General features: G+C 37.3%; 20 protein-coding genes. 16 read left to right on the forward strand and 4 right to left on the reverse strand.

Annotated features, from left to right (window positions below; all coding sequences use genetic code 11):
• Positions 1 to 4 precede the first annotated feature (4 nt).
• Together efeB and I5435_RS09500 are read left to right on the forward strand one after the other, a co-directional pair.
• On the forward strand, positions 5 to 1264 hold the full coding sequence (gene efeB / locus I5435_RS09495; protein ID WP_337983664.1) for an iron uptake transporter deferrochelatase/peroxidase subunit: 1260 nt from the start codon (positions 5 to 7) through the stop codon (positions 1262 to 1264).
• A complete protein-coding gene (locus I5435_RS09500) occupies positions 1239 to 2957 on the forward strand; it encodes an FTR1 family iron permease (RefSeq protein ID WP_025219324.1) in 1719 nt (572 codons plus the stop codon). Before efeB ends, I5435_RS09500 begins: the two co-directional genes overlap by 26 nt.
• 239 nt (positions 2958 to 3196) lie before the next feature.
• Here I5435_RS09500 and I5435_RS09505 read toward each other — a convergent pair whose 3' ends face one another.
• Positions 3197 to 3409 carry a pentapeptide repeat-containing protein gene (locus I5435_RS09505; RefSeq protein WP_337983665.1) on the reverse strand — a complete coding sequence of 71 codons (213 nt, stop codon included), beginning with the start codon at positions 3407 to 3409 and terminating at the stop codon, positions 3197 to 3199.
• A 427-nt stretch (positions 3410 to 3836) separates the two neighbouring features.
• Here I5435_RS09505 and I5435_RS09510 point away from each other — a divergent pair, with 427 nt between their 5' ends.
• The 4 genes from I5435_RS09510 to I5435_RS09525 all read left to right on the forward strand — a co-directional run bounded on the left by I5435_RS09510 (position 3837) and on the right by I5435_RS09525 (position 6902).
• Complete coding sequence (locus tag I5435_RS09510) at positions 3837 to 4694, forward strand: patatin-like phospholipase family protein (RefSeq protein WP_337983666.1); 858 nt, start codon at positions 3837 to 3839, stop codon at positions 4692 to 4694.
• 152 nt (positions 4695 to 4846) lie between these two features.
• A complete protein-coding gene (locus tag I5435_RS09515) occupies positions 4847 to 5719 on the forward strand; it encodes a LysR family transcriptional regulator (RefSeq protein ID WP_337983667.1) in 873 nt (290 codons plus the stop codon).
• Positions 5720 to 5738: 19 nt separating this feature from the next.
• The gene (locus I5435_RS09520) at positions 5739 to 6479 is read left to right on the forward strand and encodes an urease accessory protein UreH domain-containing protein (protein WP_337983668.1); all 741 of its coding nucleotides are present in this window, start codon (positions 5739 to 5741) and stop codon (positions 6477 to 6479) included.
• 99 nt (positions 6480 to 6578) lie between these two features.
• Positions 6579 to 6902 (forward strand): YnfA family protein, encoded by a 324-nt coding sequence (locus I5435_RS09525; RefSeq protein ID WP_024363619.1) that lies wholly within the window; start codon positions 6579 to 6581, stop codon positions 6900 to 6902.
• A 152-nt stretch (positions 6903 to 7054) separates the two neighbouring features.
• Here the strand turns inward: I5435_RS09525 and I5435_RS09530 are convergent, their stop codons facing one another.
• From I5435_RS09530 to I5435_RS09540, 3 genes are all read right to left on the reverse strand, one after another.
• Entirely contained in the window at positions 7055 to 7813 is a 759-nt protein-coding gene (locus I5435_RS09530; RefSeq protein WP_024363620.1) for a class I SAM-dependent methyltransferase, read from the reverse strand.
• A gap of 169 nt (positions 7814 to 7982) precedes the next feature.
• Positions 7983 to 9359, reverse strand: a complete 1377-nt coding sequence (gene nhaC, locus I5435_RS09535; protein WP_024363621.1) for a Na+/H+ antiporter NhaC — start codon at positions 9357 to 9359, stop codon at positions 7983 to 7985.
• 143 nt (positions 9360 to 9502) lie between these two features.
• Positions 9503 to 10273 carry a sulfite exporter TauE/SafE family protein gene (locus I5435_RS09540; RefSeq protein ID WP_337983669.1) on the reverse strand — a complete coding sequence of 257 codons (771 nt, stop codon included), beginning with the start codon at positions 10271 to 10273 and terminating at the stop codon, positions 9503 to 9505.
• A gap of 383 nt (positions 10274 to 10656) precedes the next feature.
• Here I5435_RS09540 and I5435_RS09545 point away from each other — a divergent pair, with 383 nt between their 5' ends.
• From I5435_RS09545 to I5435_RS09590, 10 genes are all read left to right on the forward strand, one after another.
• Positions 10657 to 11277, forward strand: a complete 621-nt coding sequence (locus I5435_RS09545) for a DUF47 domain-containing protein (protein ID WP_025219331.1) — start codon at positions 10657 to 10659, stop codon at positions 11275 to 11277.
• A 15-nt stretch (positions 11278 to 11292) separates the two neighbouring features.
• Positions 11293 to 12309 carry an inorganic phosphate transporter gene (locus tag I5435_RS09550; RefSeq protein ID WP_024363624.1) on the forward strand — a complete coding sequence of 339 codons (1017 nt, stop codon included), beginning with the start codon at positions 11293 to 11295 and terminating at the stop codon, positions 12307 to 12309.
• 160 nt (positions 12310 to 12469) lie between these two features.
• Positions 12470 to 13168 (forward strand): response regulator transcription factor, encoded by a 699-nt coding sequence (locus I5435_RS09555; RefSeq protein ID WP_025219332.1) that lies wholly within the window; start codon positions 12470 to 12472, stop codon positions 13166 to 13168.
• Positions 13165 to 14613 carry a sensor histidine kinase gene (locus I5435_RS09560; protein ID WP_337983670.1) on the forward strand — a complete coding sequence of 483 codons (1449 nt, stop codon included), beginning with the start codon at positions 13165 to 13167 and terminating at the stop codon, positions 14611 to 14613. Before I5435_RS09555 ends, I5435_RS09560 begins: the two co-directional genes overlap by 4 nt.
• Positions 14610 to 15674: a LolA family protein gene (locus I5435_RS09565; protein WP_258843216.1), complete on the forward strand. Its 1065-nt coding sequence runs from the start codon at positions 14610 to 14612 to the stop codon at positions 15672 to 15674. Before I5435_RS09560 ends, I5435_RS09565 begins: the two co-directional genes overlap by 4 nt.
• On the forward strand, positions 15664 to 15906 hold the full coding sequence (locus I5435_RS09570; protein WP_227665434.1) for a hypothetical protein: 243 nt from the start codon (positions 15664 to 15666) through the stop codon (positions 15904 to 15906). Before I5435_RS09565 ends, I5435_RS09570 begins: the two co-directional genes overlap by 11 nt.
• A gap of 304 nt (positions 15907 to 16210) precedes the next feature.
• Positions 16211 to 16537 (forward strand): hypothetical protein, encoded by a 327-nt coding sequence (locus I5435_RS09575; protein WP_337983671.1) that lies wholly within the window; start codon positions 16211 to 16213, stop codon positions 16535 to 16537.
• Complete coding sequence (locus tag I5435_RS09580) at positions 16537 to 17658, forward strand: GGDEF domain-containing protein (protein WP_337983672.1); 1122 nt, start codon at positions 16537 to 16539, stop codon at positions 17656 to 17658. Before I5435_RS09575 ends, I5435_RS09580 begins: the two co-directional genes overlap by 1 nt.
• Before the next feature lie 317 nt (positions 17659 to 17975).
• Positions 17976 to 18491 (forward strand): sigma-70 family RNA polymerase sigma factor, encoded by a 516-nt coding sequence (locus tag I5435_RS09585; protein WP_337983673.1) that lies wholly within the window; start codon positions 17976 to 17978, stop codon positions 18489 to 18491.
• A complete protein-coding gene (locus I5435_RS09590) occupies positions 18478 to 19146 on the forward strand; it encodes a TIGR04104 family putative zinc finger protein (protein ID WP_337983674.1) in 669 nt (222 codons plus the stop codon). Before I5435_RS09585 ends, I5435_RS09590 begins: the two co-directional genes overlap by 14 nt.
• Positions 19147 to 19261 lie beyond the last annotated feature (115 nt).

Raw genomic sequence — 19261 nt, forward strand, 5'->3', positions numbered from 1 at the left:
AAGAATGACAACGTCTAATGATGAAAAATGGATAAATAAAAAAATATCTCGCCGTGACATGTTAAAACTAACAGGCATGGGCGTGGCTGGCATTGCGATAGGTGCTTCTGGCTTTGGTGGTGTAATGAAAGCGATGGGTTACGATATGTTTGAACCTGTCGCTGATAGCACAACAGCAAAAAATAAAGTTAATTTCTATGGTAAACATCAGTCTGGCATTAATACACCCGTTCAAAAACATATATATTTTGCTTCTTTAACGGTTTTAGTGACATCAAAAGAGGAGCTACAAGAGTTGTTCAAGAAATGGACACCTCTTGTTGTTCGTTTAATGAATGGTGAATTAATGGTAGATTTAACAACAAATACTAGAGTTCCAACGGGTGATACCGGAGAAGCAGAAGGCTTAGATGCTTCGAATTTATCCATAACGTTTGGTGTAGGTCCTTCACTGTTCGATAAGCTTGGCATGGCACATTTAAAACCAGCCGAATTAGCGGACTTACCACATTTTCCGAAAGACCAACTACAAAAGGAATATACAGGTGGAGATCTTTGCATTCAAGCCTGTGCGGACGATCCCCAAGTGGCGTTCCATGCTGTACGCAATTTAGTACGCGCTGCTTCTGGCAAAGTGGAGATTAAATGGTCCCAAGCGGGCTTTAACTCATTCCCTGCTAAAGGGGGGACACCTCGAAATTTATTTGCATTCAAGGACGGTACAGTCAACCCTTCTATTAAAGATGAACAAGACTTAAACAAAGTAGTATGGGTCGATAAAGGGTGGCTTAAGGGTGGCTCCTATTTAGTGGCTCGAAAAATCCAAATGCATCTTGAAACATGGGATCGTACATCGTTAAAGGATCAAGAAGCAACGTTTGGGCGTTATCGCGATAGTGGTGCGCCATTTGGTAAAACGAAGGAATTCGATGATTTTGATGTAGAAGCAAAAGATAACAAGGGCGAGTATATTATGCCCGATACATCGCATGTCCATTTAGCACGTAAATCAGGTGCTCGCATACTACGTCGCTCTTATTCTTACGCATCAGGCGTTATGTCGAATACAGGAGCGCACGATGCAGGGCTCCTATTTATCTCTTTCCAAAAAGATCCGGCGCAGTTTACAACAGTGCAAAACAGTCTAGGACGAATGGACAAAATGAATGAATATATTACTCATCGAGGCAGTGCCGTTTTTGCTTGCTTCCCTGGAGTACAAAAAGGGAGTTATTTAGGTGAAGCACTTTTTAACGCGCTGTAGCATTATAGTATGCTTATTATTGGCACTTGCGGTACCAGTACAAGCAGCAGAATCTTATAGTCACTTGTACATTTCCATTAGTGACGCTCTGATGAATACGAAGCAAGACAAGCAAGCTGAAGCAACGCGTGCACTTGAACAATTTGCAACGGACTGGGCGACTGTAAATTCACAACAAACTGAAGCAAAAGAAAAGGTTGATCAAATACTTGAGCAAGCTGTAAAGGCTTCTTCAAAAGAAGAGCGTTTAACTGCATTGTCGGCTCTATCGAATGCATTACGTGCATTAGAAAAGCTCGAAAATCCAGTAGATGAAGCGGAGCAACGAGCTGACTTTGGTCTAAAAATGAAACCGATTATGACTGCCTTTGAGCAAGCGTTAGCAAGTGGTGATATAACAACGATTGACGCTGCGTACAAAGAGTTTAATATGAAATGGAATAAAAATGAAAGACCAGTACGTGAACAAAGTATTGCAATGTACGGTCAAATTGAAACACAAATGGCTTTTTTACGTATTACAATTTCTTCAGAACAGCCTGATGTAACATTAATGCAATCACAATTTGCAGAACTTAAGAAAACGATTGAAGATTTTGTAGCAGGTAACGAAACAGCACAAATTGTAGCAGGTGAATATTCTTTAGCGTCTTTAATTGCGTATATAGATGAAGCTAACGATTTGATAGACGATGGTGACTACAAGGCAGCATCTGATAAAATACGCGAATTTATTACGATTTGGCCAAGTGTAGAGATTGAAATTTCAACACGCAACGGTAATCTTTATACTAAAATAGAAAGTGATATGCCGATTATAGTAAGTGACTTATTAAAGACTCAGGTCGATGAAAAGACCATTAAAAGTAAACTTAATCAGTTCCGTACCGAAATTGAATTAATACAAGGTAATGCCGATTATTCCATTTGGGATTCAGCACTTATTTTGTTGCGTGAGGGCTTAGAGGCATTATTGATTATCCTTGCATTAGTGTCATTTTTAAATAAATCAGGACAAACATCGTTACGTAAATGGATTTATATCGGGGCTTTAGCTGGGGTAGTATTATCGGCTGTAGCGGCAGTATTAATGTCAACGATCTTTCATTCAGCAACGGTCGATACAAACCGAGAAATAATGGAAGGTTATGTCGGTCTTGTAGCTGCTGCAATGATGATAGGAGTCGGGATATGGCTTCATAGTAAGTCCAACGTTGCGAGCTGGAATCGTTATATTTCAAAACAAATGGGCAATGCTATTTCAAGTGGTTCCGTATTTGCTATGGCTGCTGTCAGCTTTTTATCGGTGTTCCGAGAAGGAGCAGAAACACTTGTGTTCTATGCGGGAATTGCACCGAAAATGGCGACCTCTCAATTTATACTCGGTATTGTTTTGGCGCTTGTCATCTTAGCTGTTATCGCAATCGTCTTATTCAAAGCGAGTGGTAAAATTGCCATTCATAAGCTTTTTGCGGTGGCAACTGTGTTAATTTATGTGTTAGCATTTAAAATCATCGGTGTCAGCTTGCATACATTACAACTAAGAGATAGTGTACCAACGACCATTGTGGATGGCCTGCCAGTCATTAGCTTAATTGGCTTCTATCCAACACTAGAAACAATGATAGGGCAAGCGATTTTACTTGTGCTAGTAGTAGCAACTATTATCTATAAAAAGAAACAAGCAAAATAGCGAAAAAAGAGACTGGGACATAACCTTAAAATCTTAAATAGAGGTACATTGGTTATGATAAATTTTTGCTAAGAAAATATATAGAATATATTTTCTATTATTTCTTTTGCAATGAATAATAAAATAGAAGGCTTCACTAGTTGTTGGTAGACGAAGTGGACAATAACGGCGCAGCAAAAAAGTGTTAGATTGACTCCCATCGATCTAACACTTTTTCTCTTTTGTCCCAGCCCCTTTTTTTATGGTGCAGTATGCCAATGCGAAGGCATACGCAAATAAAATGGTAGTTTTGTTTGGTGATTACCGATTGCCGAATTGATTTGCATTAAAAACATCGCAGTGGAAAGGTTCGCTCCGCACAAGTTAGCATCACGTAAATCGGCACCGATAAAGTCCACGCCTCTTAAATCAGCATTTTGCAGGTTTGCCGCAATTAAATAGGCACCGCGCAAGTCTGTTGCTGTTAAATCTTTCCCCTTTAAATTTTTTCCAATCCAATTAGCCCCTCTATGGTGAGGCGCATTTTTTTTACTTACAGTGTTGAATACAAGCTTATTGCGAATTTGTGCACTGGTTTCTAATAATAGGTTGTTGTCGGATTGGAGGAATATCTAGAACCACTAATGCTGTTGCCTCTAATTTAGAAAGAGTTAGTAATGTCTCTAATTGTTCATGCAATTTGTCGTATAATTTAGGTGATATCCGTCACTTCCGACATCATGATTTGTTCTCCTCGCCTCTCTACTAACTTACTATAATTTTAATATTAAATAACTTTTAATGGATATTATTATCAATATTTTTTATACTGTAAAAAATCAAGAAACTTATTTAAGTTTGCTGTAAACTAAAGAGAATATAGAGTGAAAGAGTGATGGCATGCTACAGGTAAATGTGGAGGATTCAAGTTTAATATTAGAGGGTGGGACGTTTCGTACATTGTTTACATCTGGTGTCTTGGATGCTTTTTTAGAGCATGACATTATGATGCCTTATGTTGTCGCTATTTCAGCAGGTGCAATCAATGCATGCTCGTATGTATCACAGCAAAAGGAACGGTCTTTACGTGTATTAATGGATTATCGCCATGATAAGCGCTACATGGGCTTGAAAAATTTCCTTAAAGAAAAAAGCTTATTTGGCTTGGATTTTGCGTATAATGTGATTCCGAATGAGCTAGATATTTTTGATTGGGATACGTACAAGCAGTATGATGGGAAATTGCTTTTTGGCGTAACAAATGCAGCAACAGGACAAGTTGAATATATGGATGCAAAGGAAATGGATCGCCAATGTACGATGTTGCGTGCAACTTGTGCTATACCAATCTTATTTCCAAAAATCAAACTAAATAATACGCCATATTACGATGGTGGCTTAGCAGAGCCAATTCCGATTATGCATGGTGTTGAAACGGGTTTTAAAAAGCATGTACTAGTATTAACCCGACCTAAAGGCTACCGTAAACAGCTAGATCGGCAAAGTAAATGGGCTATGAAACTACTAGCTAAACGTTATCCGAATTTAGTAAAAAGCATGCAAAAACGTGCAGACCATTATAACGCTTCACTTGATTATTGTGAACAATTAGAGGCACAAGGAAAGGCATTTATATTCCGCCCAACACAAGCACTTAATAGCTTTGAGAAAGATACAGTGCAAATGCGTAAAAATTACGACATGGGCTATCAGCAAGCGATGCAACAAATAGATGCATTAAAGCAATTTTTAACTTGATTTTAAAATGGTAAGGGGAGGGCCAACGTGCATTTTGGGCTCTCTTTTTCATAGCGCTTAAGCATCAACGTTCATTATGTAAAAATTGTAGAAAAGATTTCATGTCACATCACATTTCGATATAATAAATGAAAACTAGAAGAGGCGCGTATATGGAAACAGAATGGTTACGCACGTTTATCGTTGCGGCGAAAACGGAAAATTTCCGTGAGACGGCGGAAAGGCGCTTTATCACGCAATCGACGGTATCCAAACATATTCAGCATTTAGAAAAGGAATTGCAGACAACGCTTTTTGAACGTCAAACAAAGCATGTCAAACTCAATCGAATTGGTGCACACTTTTTACAACAAGCTGAAAAAGTGGTAGAAATCGTTGATGAAGCAGTACATAGTACACAATTGATGAAAAGTGGTTTTACTTCGAAATTAACAATAGGTGTAGCACCTCAAATAGCGAATTCCACATTACCAGCTATTATCGATCGTTTTCAGCAACAAAACCCTACCATTCATCTTTCTATTGAACTGTTAAAATCTAATGAAATTGGGGAAGCGGTTTATGCGGGAGCTATAGATATAGGGATGTCGAAATTAACCTCCACCCGTGCGGTGCACACGAAAATGCTTGCCCAAGAGCCACTCCAACTTATCGTACCGATAGGGAAAAAATGGACTGATCCAATGACGCTTTTACAACAAGAAACGATTTTAACACATGAATACGCGTCTTATTGGCAAGAAGTACAACAAGTACTTCAGCAATTGCCAAGCTATAAAAGCATGCAGGTTAACCAAACAGAAGTTATAAAAAACTTTGTCAAACAAGGGCTAGGAATTGCCTTTTTACCGAAAAGTGTTATTGAAGCTGCTTATGATGAGCAATCGCTCCATAGTTATTCGGTAAAGGAATTCTCGCATATTGTGTCCAACACTTATTTTTTATCAAAGTACGTAACGGCTGATATTGAAGCATTTTTTACGGTTTGTGATGCTGTCTATCAAAACAGAGGGAGCTATTACTAGAAGAGAAGGTGATATTTGCATGTATAATATGATGTCAGAAATAAGTCGAATCGTTAGTGGACCCATCACGTTATTTTTAAATTCCTACGAACATTCTCCACTTGTTATCGCGTTACTTCTAGGCCTAGTTGGCGCACTAGCACCTTGTCAATTAACCGGCAACTTGAGCGCCATAACATTCTATGGTCATCGTACCATTCAAATGAAAAATAATTGGAGCGAAGTAATGGCTTTTATGATCGGTAAGGTTGCTGTCTTTAGTTTAATTGGCTTATTAGCTTGGCTATTTGGACAATCATTTGAAACATCAATAACTACTTATTTTCCAATATTTCGTAAGACAATAGGACCCATTATGTTGTTAACAGGTCTTGTCCTAATCGGCATTTTAAAATTAAAATGGCTGCATCAAATATCATCCCATATCCCGCTTGTATTGAAAGAAGGGAAGGCAGGCTCATTTCTAATGGGGGCATGCTTTGCCATTGCCTTTTGTCCAACGATGTTTGTGCTATTTTTCGTTTGGCTGATGCCTACAGTTGTTACTACTTCCTATGGATTGGTTTTGCCAGCGGTTTTTGGTCTTGCGACTTCCATGCCACTTATTTTAATATTGGTACTGATTCAAATATTTGATACAAAACGCGCCATTATGAAAACAAGTATGAAAATGGGAAGAGTGATACAAATCGTAGCAGGTATCATTTTAATCATGATTGGCGTAATGGACACTATTACCTATTGGGGTATAACGATATGAAAAAGAAGTACGTTGCGCTTGAGTGGAACAATTTGGAGGCTGTTGCTGTAAGGACAGTCTCTATTTTTATTTGTAAAAAGGAAAGGAAAGAGGGAACATATGATTTATGCAATCGCATTATTTCTATTAGCAGGTATTGGTGAAATCGGAGGTGGCTATTTAATTTGGCTTTGGTTAAGGGAAGGCAAACCATTTTATTGGGGCATTTTTGGAGGGATTGCATTAGCTTTATATGGCGTGGTGGCGACTTTTCAATCATTTCCGACTTTTGGTCGAGTCTATGCAGCGTATGGAGGAGTTTTTATTGTGCTGTCCATCTTGTGGGGCTGGGGCATAGATAAGCAAAAGCCTGACATGTTAGATTTAGTTGGTGCTGGTATTTGTATTATCGGAGTCATGGTTATGTTAATGCCGCGTTCATAATAGAGAGAAAGTGTTAGATTAATGGTCATTAATCTAACACTTTTTTTGCTGTGAACGAAGTTGTGCACTACGGGGGACGTTTCTCAAAGATTAGTGGCGCTAGCATTTGTTTTTGTGGCGTATCATGACCTTTTCGTGACGCTAATCATTTTTTAGCCCTTTGTTGCAACAAAACGTAAGCGCCAATAATCAGCAATCCATTGTTTATCTCGATAATTAGTTGGTCGCAACAGTTCTTCACATTTTGCATAAACGCGTTCTTTTTCATGCTGACTTACATGCTGGAGAATGTTGTTGCTAAACATAACAAGCCAATTCCGTAAGCCATCGTCACCTTGAAGCGGCGTCGGACGTTCATATAAAGTAATCATTTGTACAGTAAAGCCCACTTTTTCGAGCATCGTTTGATATTCGTCAGCTGCTGGAAAATACCATGGGAAATACTGCTCTTCATATGGCAGCCCAAGCGCCTCCATACTTGTTCTAAGTGCTCCGACAATAGAAGCGATATTCCCGTGGCCGCCCATTTCTGCAACAAAACGTCCTTGTTGTTTTAGTGCACGATAGATATTGTCAATCACTTTATCTTGTTGTTTCATCCAATGAAGCGCTGCATTGGAAAAGACTGCATCAAATTGATGGGTGTAGTCCATAGTAGCTGCATCTTGTGTGTTAAAGGTAAGCGTAGGATATTTTTGTTGAGCGCTTAAAATCATATCATGTGAAGCATCAATGCCGTGTACAACTGCACCACATTGCGTTATTTCGTTGGCTAAATCTCCTGTGCCACAGCCAACATCTAAAATATGTTCTTGTTTTTGTGGTGCAAGTAAGTTGACTAAACTTTCTCCGAATTTTGAAACAAAGTCATGTTTTTGATCGTAAAGAGTTGCATTCCATTTTGTTGTCATTGTCTACCATCTCCTTTGTTTTTTAGCATAACAAAGAGAGGTGTGGAACGAAAATTCGAAAAAAGGGCTGTTTTGATTCCAATTTGGAATGATAGAAAGAAAAAGAATCCGCTCGCTCTACGGGTAATTCGTAGTAAACGAGCAGACTCTTTTAAGGTAATATCAATAATTAAAGCTTTGTGAGCGTTTTGCCGCTCCAACCAAATAGTATTGTTAAAACTGGACCAAGCAAACAGAAGAAGGTGAATGGTAGATAAGTAGTTGTTGGAATATCTAGTACACTAGCGATAAAAATTCCGCACACGCTCCATGGTACAAGCGGGTTCACAACAGTACCTGCATCTTCCATGACACGCGATAAATTTTTCGGCGCAAGTCCAACCTTTGCAAACTGCGCTTTAAATGCCTCTCCAGTAAGCAAAATGGACAAATATTGTTCACCGATTAATGTGTTGACGCCAATTCCTGTTAGCGCAGCACCCGTAATAACGGAGCCAGCACTTGTAAATAAGCTTTCAATTTTTGCTAAAATACTTTGAATAATACCAAGTGTAAATAATAATCCGCCCATTGTAAGTGCAAGTAATACTAAAGCGATTGTAAAGAGCATACTATTCAATCCGCCACGAGTAAGCAGTGCATCTACGTCTTTAATTCCTGTATTGGATACATAGCCATTAAACAACATGTCAAATACGTGGGACAGGGCCAGTGGTTCTTGTATGTAAGCAAGTCCAACGCCAACGATTGAAACCACTGCAAGTGTAATAAGAGCAGGTGCTTTATATAAGGTCATGATAACCAGAACAACGATTGGTAGTAATGTGTACCAATGAATAAGGCCTGTAGAAAGTAATCCTATTTTAAATTGTTCAACCGTTTCAAAAGAAGTATTGGCACCAGACGGTGATAGCAAGGCATACAAAGCAAACGAAATCACAAAGGCAGGAATAGTCGTCCAACCCATATTTTTAATATGCTCAAATAAATCAACACCTACTGTACCCGATGCTAAATTAGTTGTATCAGATAGCGGTGACATTTTATCGCCAAAAAAGGCGCCGGAAACAATAGCACCAGCCGTGATGGCTAACGAAATATCCATTGCGCCAGCGATTCCCATAAAGGCCACGCCAACTGTCGCAACTGTTGTTAAAGAGCTACCAACGGAAATCCCGACAATGCTACAAATAAGAAAAACAATGGCAAAGAAAAAGCTAGGTGAAACAGTTAAAAAACCGTAATATATCAGCGTTGGAATGGTGCCGCCCATAATCCAACTCGAAATTAAAATACCGATAAAGAAGAAAATAAAGACAGCACCTAAACCAGCACTGGCACCAGCAACCATCCCAGATTCAAGCTCACGGAACGGTACTTTTTTCAATAGTCCATAGGCAATTAAAAGTGAGATTACTAAAATAATGGGGATATGTGGCGTTGCTTTTAAATAGCCAATACTAATGGCCATTGTGGCAATAATTAAAAGTGTAATGAAGCAAGCCTCAATAAATCGAGGGTTACTTTTTGCTTCAATGCGAAACATACGAATCCTCCTAACAATTACTTCTTCGCTTCAATGCGGTGAAGCCCAAAAGTATTATAGCATGCTTATAAATATTGTCAATTGATTGAAAATTCTGTCTATATAGACTGTTAAAAAAGATAGCGATATTTTCTCGCTATCTACTAGTTAAAATGCGCAACATAATCCCATGCATTTTTGATAATTAAGATACACGTCATGACAATAAAAATAAGACGCATCATGTTCGTCCCCCGTGTTAACGCAAATTTAGAACCTAAAATAGCACCGAATATCATAACGAAGCCCATTGGCAAGCCATATAAAAAATTGACCTGTCCTAATACTAAAAACATTACAAGTGCAGCCAAATTCGATGTGAAGTTAAATGCTTTTGCATTCCCAGCAGCTTGCAAAAAATCATTTCCCATCATTAAAAGGATGAAAATAAAAAAAGAACCTGTCCCTGGGCCAAAAAAACCATCGTAAAAGCCTACCCCCGTAAACGCACAAAGAAAGGCTATTTTCTTTCCTATACTTAACATACGTTGCTTTGGCTGTTGTCCCCAATCTTTTTTTAAAACTGTATAAGTTGCGACTAGTACGAGCATAACAAGCATAAGTGGCTTTAAAATCGAAGGTGATACAAGGTGCACAGTGTATGCACCAATTAAAGAGCCTAAAAAAATAAAAGGTAAGATTTTTCCAATCTTTTTAAAATCGACTTTACCTGCCCGCAAAAAAGTCAGCATGCTAGTGCCATTACTGATGGTATTCGCTAGTTTATTCGTTGCAATGGCTGTACTTGGTGGTAATCCTACCGCCATTAATGCTGGTAAAGAAATCAAGCCTCCGCCACCAACAATGGCATTTAAAAAGGATGCGATAAAGCCAAATACTAATAATGTACTAAGTGAAAGTAAATGAATATCCATGAAAATAACCATCCTTTTGCATCATACAATGTTTTCTTGTAAGCGTACTGCTTATGGCTAAAAATAACAATGGTGTTTGTATATTTTGTGGATTTAAAATTTACAATTCCTTTACATTGTAAAATTATAAGAAAAAATTTTTTTCAAGTATTTTTATAAAAATTAAAGAAAAAACGTTACATTCAACAGCAAAAAACGTCTTTTTATTAGAAGATTTCCAACGTTTGTAACTTGTTTACGTATGTTTGAATGAAATATGGCAATTTTAATATTACATTATTGTAAATTCAATTTATTTATCTTTAAAGTTATGTAGAATTATGTAAAGATTTTGTTATGATAGTTGCAGAAATCGACAATATTTATTCAACAGGAGGAACATAATGTTCAACTCAAGTAAGCAAGATCCATTTTTTCAGGCTTTATTAAAAATTTCTCAAAATGTGAAAGAAGGTATTTACTTCGCTCATAACGCGCGTATTCATGATATCGATGCATTAAAAGAGATCGCCGATACAATGAAACAATATGAAACAAGCGGTGATAAGCTGATTCATGAGCTAATTGTTATGCTAAATAAATCATTTATGACACCTATTGAACGAGAAGATATATTAGCGCTAGCAAATAAATTAGATGATGTAATTGACGGGATGGAAGGCTGTATTGCCCATTTTAATATGTACAACTTAACAGAAGTAACAGAGCCGATGCGTCAATTCCTAACGTACATTGCTAAAAGTACAGATGAAATGGTACAAGCAATGGAGCTACTAAATAGTAAAAAGCTTGTAGAAATGCGTAAACATGCCATTCAAATTAAAGACTATGAGCGTGAATGTGATGAGATATTCCGTTCTTCTATGAAGCAATTATTTATTCAAGAAAAAGATCCAATGCGCATTATCGTATTCAAAGATATTTACGAACAATTTGAAGATATTGCAGATTGTTGTCAAACAGTAGCGAATACAATCGAAACAATAATTATGCGAAATGCGTAAGATGGAGTGTACTAAATGGATACAATATTACTGATAACAATATTAGTCGTTATATTCGCACTTGTGTTCGACTTTATTAACGGCTTCCATGATACAGCCAATGCTATTGCAACATCTGTATCAACGCGTGCCCTAAAGCCACGTACTGCTGTGTACATGGCTGCGGTAATGAACTTTATCGGAGCTATTACATTTGTTGGAGTTGCGAAAGCATTAACGAAAGATATTGTTGACCCGTTTACACTAAATACGTATGACGGTGATATTACAGGGTCAGTGGTTATTTTGGCAGCTTTACTGTCAGCTATTACATGGAATTTATTAACATGGTATTTTGGGATACCGTCTAGTTCGTCCCATACTTTAATTGGTTCAGTTGCAGGGGCGGCAATTGCTGCGGCAGGATTTGATATTCTAAACTACACAGGCTTTATTAAAATCCTTCAGGCGCTTATTTTCTCTCCATTACTTGCGTTTGTAGCTGGTTTTTTCATGATGTCACTGTTTAAAGTAATCTTTAAAGATATGAATTTATATCGAACAAATAAAGGCTTCCGAACGATGCAAATCGGTACAGCGGCATTGCAATCATTTACACACGGTACGAACGATGCGCAAAAGGCGATGGGGATTATCACCCTTGCATTAATTGCAGGTGGTTTACACCAAGGTGACGATATTCCGTTTTGGGTTCGTTTTGCAGCTGCCTGTGCGATGGGTCTCGGAACATCGGTTGGTGGTTATAAAATAATTAAAACAGTCGGTGGTAAAATTATGAAAATACGCCCAGTGAATGGTGTAGCAGCGGACTTAGCATCTGCTTCGATCATCTTTGGTGCGACGTTAATTCATTTACCTGTATCGACAACGCACGTAATTTCTTCTTCTATTATGGGCGTAGGTACTGCACACCGTGTCAAAGGTGTGAAATGGGGTATGGCACGTAAAATTGTTACGACTTGGGTAATTACAATGCCAATCTCTGCCGTGATGGCTGCTACAATTTACTTTATTTTAAGCTTATTTTTCTAAAATAGTGAAGGAATGCACAACTTATGTGCATTCTTTTTTCTTTGCTTTGAATTTGCCCTTGTTAATACATGTGAGTCCATCTATGGTAATTATAAAGAAAGTATAAAGTTCAGAAGAAATACATCAATCCATAGTAAGGTTATGTAACAGGAGGAAAACGATGAATGAAAAGCTATTACTAATAGAGGATGATCACGCAATAGGTCGTATCGTCAAAGATACACTAGAGCAAGAGGGATACTTCGTCACATGGGCAACTACAGGTTTAGAAGGGCTAGCAGACTTTCAAGCGCAACCATTTGATTTAGTATTAGTCGATTGGATGCTACCTGAAATGGATGGCCTTACTGTTTGTCAAAATATTCGTTGGGAAAGTGATGTGCCCATTTTAATGATGAGCGCCCGTAAAGACGAGGCTGATAAAGTGGAAGGCTTACAAGGTGCTGATGATTATTTAGCAAAGCCTTTTAGCTTGGCAGAATTAAAGGCACGTGTTGCCTCCCATTTACGTCGATGGCAACGCTATAAGAAAATAGAAGTGACAGAACATGTCGCTACATTTACATTTGGCTTAGCAATTGACTGGCATAAAGAACTAGCAACACTGGAAAACAAAGAACTAGCCTTAACTCAAAAAGAGTTTGCCCTGTTAAAGCTATTGGCTAAAAATCCAGGCCAACTATTTTCAAAGGAAGAGTTATATCAGCATATTTGGCAACAAGCGAGTGTAGACGAGACACATACAGTCACTGTGCATATTAAAGCATTACGAGAAAAATTACAGGATCCGGTTAAAACACCACATTATATTCAAACAGTTTGGGGCAAGGGCTATCGCTTCATAGGAGAACCGTTATGAAAATAAAATCTTGGCTACTGATGATGTTTTTTATTGTGATGATTGTGCCAATTGGCGGGGCGTATGGCTTATATATATGGATCAATGCCTATTACCATGATAAAAGCTTTGCAGAATATATTGAGAAATGGACGACACTAAACGATGTCAAGTCGGTCCTGAACGATCCAACATTATATGCCAAAGATGCAGATATACAACAAGTAAAAGTACTTACGAGTGATCAACTAGCTATTACGCTATACGCAAAATCTGGCTTTGTTTATTATTCATCTAATCCGTTAACCTCCGGATTTGTTTCAAGAGAAAATGTGTTAAAAAACTTATATGTATTACAGCAAAAATACAATGCGTTTACATATAAGGAACCCGTTTTTCAACAAGGCGATTTAGTTGGCATTTATGAAATTCAACTTATCAGAAAGGACTGGGTTCAAGGTGTAGAGAGGCGTTCATGGCTCGTGATAGCGAGCGCGATTACGTTATTTCTAGCCGTTTATACAGCAGTCATTTTGTTGCTTAACCGTAAATTACATCGACCGTTACAAGCATTAATGCAACAAATGGATTCATTTGGGAAGGGACAACATGTTGACGCTGTGATGGCTACAAGAAAAGATGAAATCGGGGAGCTTACAAATACTTTTTTAAGTATGCAAAGGGAAATTGAGGTCGCACGTGTCCATTTAAAAAATGAGCAAAAGCAGAAGGAACTGATGATTGCCAGTATTTCACATGATTTAAAGACACCCTTAACAGCAATTCAAGCATATGCAGAGAGTCTACAAAATGCTTCCCTCACTGCGCATATGCAGGAAGAATATCGGGCAGTGATTTTAACAAAGGCAATGGATATGAAGCAAATGCTAGAAGATTTACTTATGTACACGTTGCTTCAATCGACAACCTATGATGTAACACTGGTCCCAGTAGAAGGACAGGAATTTTTTGATATGGCAATCTCGGATTATGAACCACTTTGTCAAAGTAAAGGGCTATCCTTGCAAATGTTTTGTGATGTAGAGGGTACCTTTGCTGTTCATCCCTCACAAATGCAACGTGTAATTGACAATCTGATGAGTAATGCAACTCATTTTGGCACTTTAGGCACGACTATTTATTTAGCAGCTATCAGCAATCAAAAACTCGATTGGGGTTTTGATTTTGTGAACGAGGCGCTCACAAAAAAAAGCGGCATGTATTTAGTTGTGCAAAATAGTGGAGCAGGTGTAGGTGAACAAGAAATCGAGCAATTATTTGAACCATTGTACCAATCAGATCATGCCCGAACAAAGACAGGACAACGAGGCACAGGGCTAGGCCTTAGCATAGCGAAACAAATTATTGAAAAACATGGTGGAACAATAAATATGGTATCCAAGCGTGGAGTTGGCACAGCAGTACTGTGTTGGTTACCGCCTTACAAAGGAGAAAATGACAAATGAACTGGAAACAAACAATACGAGTTGGGGGACTTATAACGCTGATGACATTGAGTTTAGTTGGTTGTAATTCAGAGACATCTTATTCCCCGCAAGAGATTATAGACCAATCATTACAAGAAACACAAGAGCTAGCAAGTTATTATGGAGAATATACTTTGGATATAGATGAATCCGGAGTCGCTAACGTAAAAGAATGGATGAAGGATGGCAAACGTCGGATTGAGATGTCTGTTGATGGCGATCATGTTATTGCTGTTAATGACGGTAAACAAATTATTTCCTATAGTAAAAAAGAAAACAAGGCAACGATTATTTCATTTGAAAATGGAGAATTAGGAGATTTTATGGGGCAATCGGCAAAAGACAGCGCCCAAGTATTATTAAACTTAGTAAAGGATTCTCACGATATAACCATTGCTGGAGAAGAATCAATTGCTGGTCGAGATACGTATCATATTACAGCGAAAGCACAAAAAAAGAATACATTATTAGGTGATGTTGAAGTATGGATTGATAAAAAAACGTGGTTGACGTTAAAAACAATTACGACGAACGCAGGCAATGTGACGACGCAAGAATATTCTAAGCTCGATGTTAATAAGAAAATGGAGGAGAAATTGTTTACTTTTGATATTCCAAAAGATGCAACGGTAGAAAAAATAGATCCCCAAAATCAAACATCAACGGCAACAATCGAAGAGGTGAAGGAACAACTGGGTAACTTTTTAATGGTACCTGAGGTGAATGGCTTGTCCATATCCTCAATCGTCGATATGAAAGTGAAAGAGCGCCCAGAATTTTCTTTTGAATTTGAAAAAGATGACCAACCTGCATTTTCAGTTTCAGTTCTTAAAGAAGCTAGTAATGAGGAATTTGGTAATCTTGGGAATGAAGAAGAAATACAAGTACGAGGCAAAAAAGGCACATGCATGGATTTAGGAGAACTTTTTGTTATTTCTTGGTCTGAAGATGGCTACCAATATAACATTATAAGTGAAAATCCTGAATTTACTAAAGAAGAAATTTTAGCATATGCCGAGGAAATGACCAATGTTCAGTGAGGTGAACGGTGTGCAAAAGGCGAATTTTATAAAGTGCATAGCATTATTTTTATTTGCTACTGGGTTTTTATACGGTGTTGGTGAAACGTATAGCGTTCCATGGCTACAATTTCAATTTCTAGGTGAATACAATAATGAAGGTTTTTATTTTAGCTTTAGTTCTCTTATTCCGTTACTCGGTGGCATACTCATAGTGGCAATATATGAGACGATCGTTAAACGATTTATCTAAAAAAGAGAAAATCCACTACTATTTGAAGTGGATTTTCTCTTTTTATTGGATGGTTAGGGGCGTTCACTTTCGTTTCATACGCAGGAGTCCGATGAAATTTAACTAAGTTAAGAAAGAGCTAAAAATAGAAAATGTTAAAAATATATAAATTAAAACAAGTCTCTTTTAAAGAGGCTTGTTTTTTAAATTCCTAAATTAGGTTAAATTACTCATATGATGGAAAATAAATAAGGATAAAGAATTGTAATATTTTAGAAGCGAATGTAGTATTAAGGGAGTAGGAAAAGAAAAAGGAGGATGCGGTATGGATTTACAAGAATTTGAAGAACTATGGATTACCCTAAATGAATTATATAGTGCAAATCGCTATTTAGAATATATTGAGTTAAGCAGTCCCGCTATTGAAAGTGCCAATGCACTAGCGTTGTATGATAAGGCAATGCATCTATTGCGCTATAGCTGTATGAGCTATTATCAAGTGGGCGATCTACAAATATCCATCAATTTATTAGAAAAATACCGCGAACTGACTTTTTTATATGGGAATGATATTGACGTCATTCAATATTATTCACTTGCCTCCATTTATTGGGGAACGTTCGGACAACAAAAAAATGCGAAGAGCTTTTAATGAAAGGGCTAGAAATTGCAGAGCGTATTCAACATATTGAAAGCATGGGGAAAATTTATAACAATCTAAGTGGTTTAGAAATTGAACTCGGTAAATATGCAAAGGCAAAGCGACTTGCCTTAAAAAGCTTATTCTATACGAATGAATTTGATTTGAAGCACGATTCCCCCTATAAGGGTATTATACATGCCAAGACTAATTTAGCTATTGCCCATATTTGGCTGGAGGAATTTGAAGAAGCGAATACGCTCTTACAGGAATTATTGATGACAATAAAAGACCCTCCTTATAATAAGGCACAATTAGAGGTGTTTAATGCGCAAGCACTACTATATGAAAAACAGGGTCGTATTGGTGAAGCAATTGATATGTATCAAAAATCAAAGCATTATGCATTGCAAAATAATGATCTATCTTTGTTACAGACAATTTACAATTCATTAGTTAAGCTTATTGAAGAACAAGGGAATAAAATTATTTTAAGCGCTGTACAAAAGGAATATATTAATATTTTATTAGAAATACAAAGGGAGAATTATACTCAGGTACTATTCGAAATGGAGTATAACGATCAGAAAAAACACTTTGAGCGAACTTCCTATATAGATCCGCTTACAAATATTTATAACCGACGTTATTTTGATGAACAGGCGAAAGAAATGGTGAAAAGTGCAGCAAGCAATCAAAAACTACTTGCTCTTTTGATGATTGATTTAGATCATTTTAAATCAATCAATGATTCAAATGGTCATTTATTTGGTGACGATGCATTATCCATTACAGCGACCACATTGCAGCAGTTTTTTCAACCGTACGAATCCATTGTCGCACGTTTTGGTGGTGATGAATTTATTGTTCTCCTTCATCTAAGAGAAGGGGAGTCAATCTCTATAATAGCTCAAATTCTATATCATTCATTAACTTCACTGGCATTGACAGTCAATGAAGCTGTCGTGCAATTAGAATTTAGTATAGGTGTAAGCACGAATGAACATGGTTATATTAAGCAACTCGAACAATTAATCCATAATGCTGATAGTGCACTTTATACATCAAAACGGAATGGACGTAACCAAATAACACTCTATAACCAATATAACGATGCGGGAAATAGTAAATAAAGGAACATGTTTACTAGTCTGTACTTTCAATCGTGTATAAACATCCGTGACCTTTCAAAGGACAAAACAATGTAATACCTTACTAGTAGGTGTAAGGTTTTGTAAAGTCCATAAAAAGCGAGCGGATTTTTTGTTGACATAAAAACTAAAGTTGAGTGTAGTACAGTGTGCTTCACGTGCTACTATTCGTTTGCAAACCAATTAAGCAGTAAGTAATCAAGGGTTAACGTCAGTAACAAGAGAAAAAATATTTTATCAATCGTGAATCGGAAGGTCTTTGGTAAACGTCAGTAGTGTAGAAAGAAGGTGAGGCAGCAATGGAGATTGAACAAATAATTGCAGAGCACGGGGATTATCTACTGAAGGTTGCCTATCTATATGTGAAGAATGAAGCAACTGCAGAGGACATAGTTCAAGATGTGTTTATTGCCTTTTATCAAAAGCAACAGCAGTTTCGACAAGAATCCTCTTTACGTACATATTTGGTCAAAATGACAGTCAATCGCAGTCATGATTATTTACGCAGTTGGAAAAGCAAACGGCTGTCATTATTTGAGAAAATAATAGGACGCGCAACGACCATTACGCCGGAAAAAGAATTGCTCGCTAAAACGACTAAACAGGAGCTAGTAACAACTTTATTCACTTTATCAGTGCCATACAGAGAAGTACTAATTCTCTATTATTTTGAGGAAATGACCACTGTAGATATTGCCAAGCTAGTTCGTTGCCCAGAAGCAACGATTCGAACAAGGTTACAGCGGGCAAGAAAACAACTAGCATCAATAATTGGTGACGATGATTGGGAGGTGTTACGTTATGAATCAATTTAAAAAAAACGTGTTAAATGAGCTACAGCATGTAAAGCTGTCCGCTGAAAAAAAGCAACAGATTGCACAAAAAGCTAGGAGTAGAAATAGACAAAAACAGAATAGCCAGCGGCAGTATCGTATTGTGTTAGCGACATTTACATTGCTTGCCATTGGTTTTAGCGTCCTTGTCACACTAAAAACGGAACATCCTACAAGGACAATGCAAGGAGCGGCTTTACAGCAAGAGACAAATAGATGGAGCTTATGGATGCTTTTAGAACATGATTGGATAAAAGGACTAGTGCTCTTAAGTTTATTTGTCACTATTGCATTGTGGATCAAGCGTATATTGCTAAAAAAAGGATATGGTTTGCCAGTATGTATGGCGTGTGGAGAAGTATGGACGGCTAAGCTAGTCCGAAAATATTATTGGAAAAATGGACAAATGTCTTGTCCACATTGTCAAAAAGTACATTACCGCACAAAAAAGTCGGTACAATTAAACGCATTCACTAATTTACCTATACCATTTATGGTTTTTATCAATTATTTCTTTAGTAATCTTTTAATGGGTATTAGTTTTTATATTGTAAGTGTAGCCATTTATCTTTATATTTTAATTCCTGTTGTCATAAAACTACAGGAAGATGACCCTAGCAATGAACCCTTGTGGTAAGTTTTTAAAGGACGATACGAAATATAAAAGTCTCTTTTTATATGAATTTGTCAAAATCGATTGACAACTGTTTTTATTTGCTTTATCTTTTGGTTAACCTATTTTAAAGATAGGT

Source organism: Lysinibacillus sp. C5.1 (assembly GCF_016350185.1).
In the GTDB taxonomy this organism is placed as follows: Bacteria; Bacillota; Bacilli; order Bacillales_A; family Planococcaceae; genus Lysinibacillus; species Lysinibacillus sphaericus.

Bases quoted from the DNA above. Each gene is read 5' to 3' on its own strand.
- efeB (WP_337983664.1), top strand. From the start codon at position 5: ATGACAACGTCTAATGATGAAAAATGGATAAATAAAAAAATATCTCGC.
- I5435_RS09510 (WP_337983666.1), top strand. From the start codon at position 3,837: ATGCTACAGGTAAATGTGGAGGATTCAAGTTTAATATTAGAGGGTGGG.
- I5435_RS09515 (WP_337983667.1), top strand. From the start codon at position 4,847: ATGGAAACAGAATGGTTACGCACGTTTATCGTTGCGGCGAAAACGGAA.
- I5435_RS09520 (WP_337983668.1), top strand. From the start codon at position 5,739: ATGTATAATATGATGTCAGAAATAAGTCGAATCGTTAGTGGACCCATC.
- I5435_RS09525 (WP_024363619.1), top strand. From the start codon at position 6,579: ATGATTTATGCAATCGCATTATTTCTATTAGCAGGTATTGGTGAAATC.
- I5435_RS09530 (WP_024363620.1), bottom strand. From the start codon at position 7,813: ATGACAACAAAATGGAATGCAACTCTTTACGATCAAAAACATGACTTT.
- nhaC (WP_024363621.1), bottom strand. From the start codon at position 9,359: ATGTTTCGCATTGAAGCAAAAAGTAACCCTCGATTTATTGAGGCTTGC.
- I5435_RS09540 (WP_337983669.1), bottom strand. From the start codon at position 10,273: ATGGATATTCATTTACTTTCACTTAGTACATTATTAGTATTTGGCTTT.
- I5435_RS09545 (WP_025219331.1), top strand. From the start codon at position 10,657: ATGTTCAACTCAAGTAAGCAAGATCCATTTTTTCAGGCTTTATTAAAA.
- I5435_RS09550 (WP_024363624.1), top strand. From the start codon at position 11,293: ATGGATACAATATTACTGATAACAATATTAGTCGTTATATTCGCACTT.
- I5435_RS09555 (WP_025219332.1), top strand. From the start codon at position 12,470: ATGAATGAAAAGCTATTACTAATAGAGGATGATCACGCAATAGGTCGT.
- I5435_RS09560 (WP_337983670.1), top strand. From the start codon at position 13,165: ATGAAAATAAAATCTTGGCTACTGATGATGTTTTTTATTGTGATGATT.
- I5435_RS09565 (WP_258843216.1), top strand. From the start codon at position 14,610: ATGAACTGGAAACAAACAATACGAGTTGGGGGACTTATAACGCTGATG.
- I5435_RS09570 (WP_227665434.1), top strand. From the start codon at position 15,664: ATGTTCAGTGAGGTGAACGGTGTGCAAAAGGCGAATTTTATAAAGTGC.
- I5435_RS09575 (WP_337983671.1), top strand. From the start codon at position 16,211: ATGGATTTACAAGAATTTGAAGAACTATGGATTACCCTAAATGAATTA.
- I5435_RS09580 (WP_337983672.1), top strand. From the start codon at position 16,537: ATGAAAGGGCTAGAAATTGCAGAGCGTATTCAACATATTGAAAGCATG.
- I5435_RS09585 (WP_337983673.1), top strand. From the start codon at position 17,976: ATGGAGATTGAACAAATAATTGCAGAGCACGGGGATTATCTACTGAAG.
- I5435_RS09590 (WP_337983674.1), top strand. From the start codon at position 18,478: ATGAATCAATTTAAAAAAAACGTGTTAAATGAGCTACAGCATGTAAAG.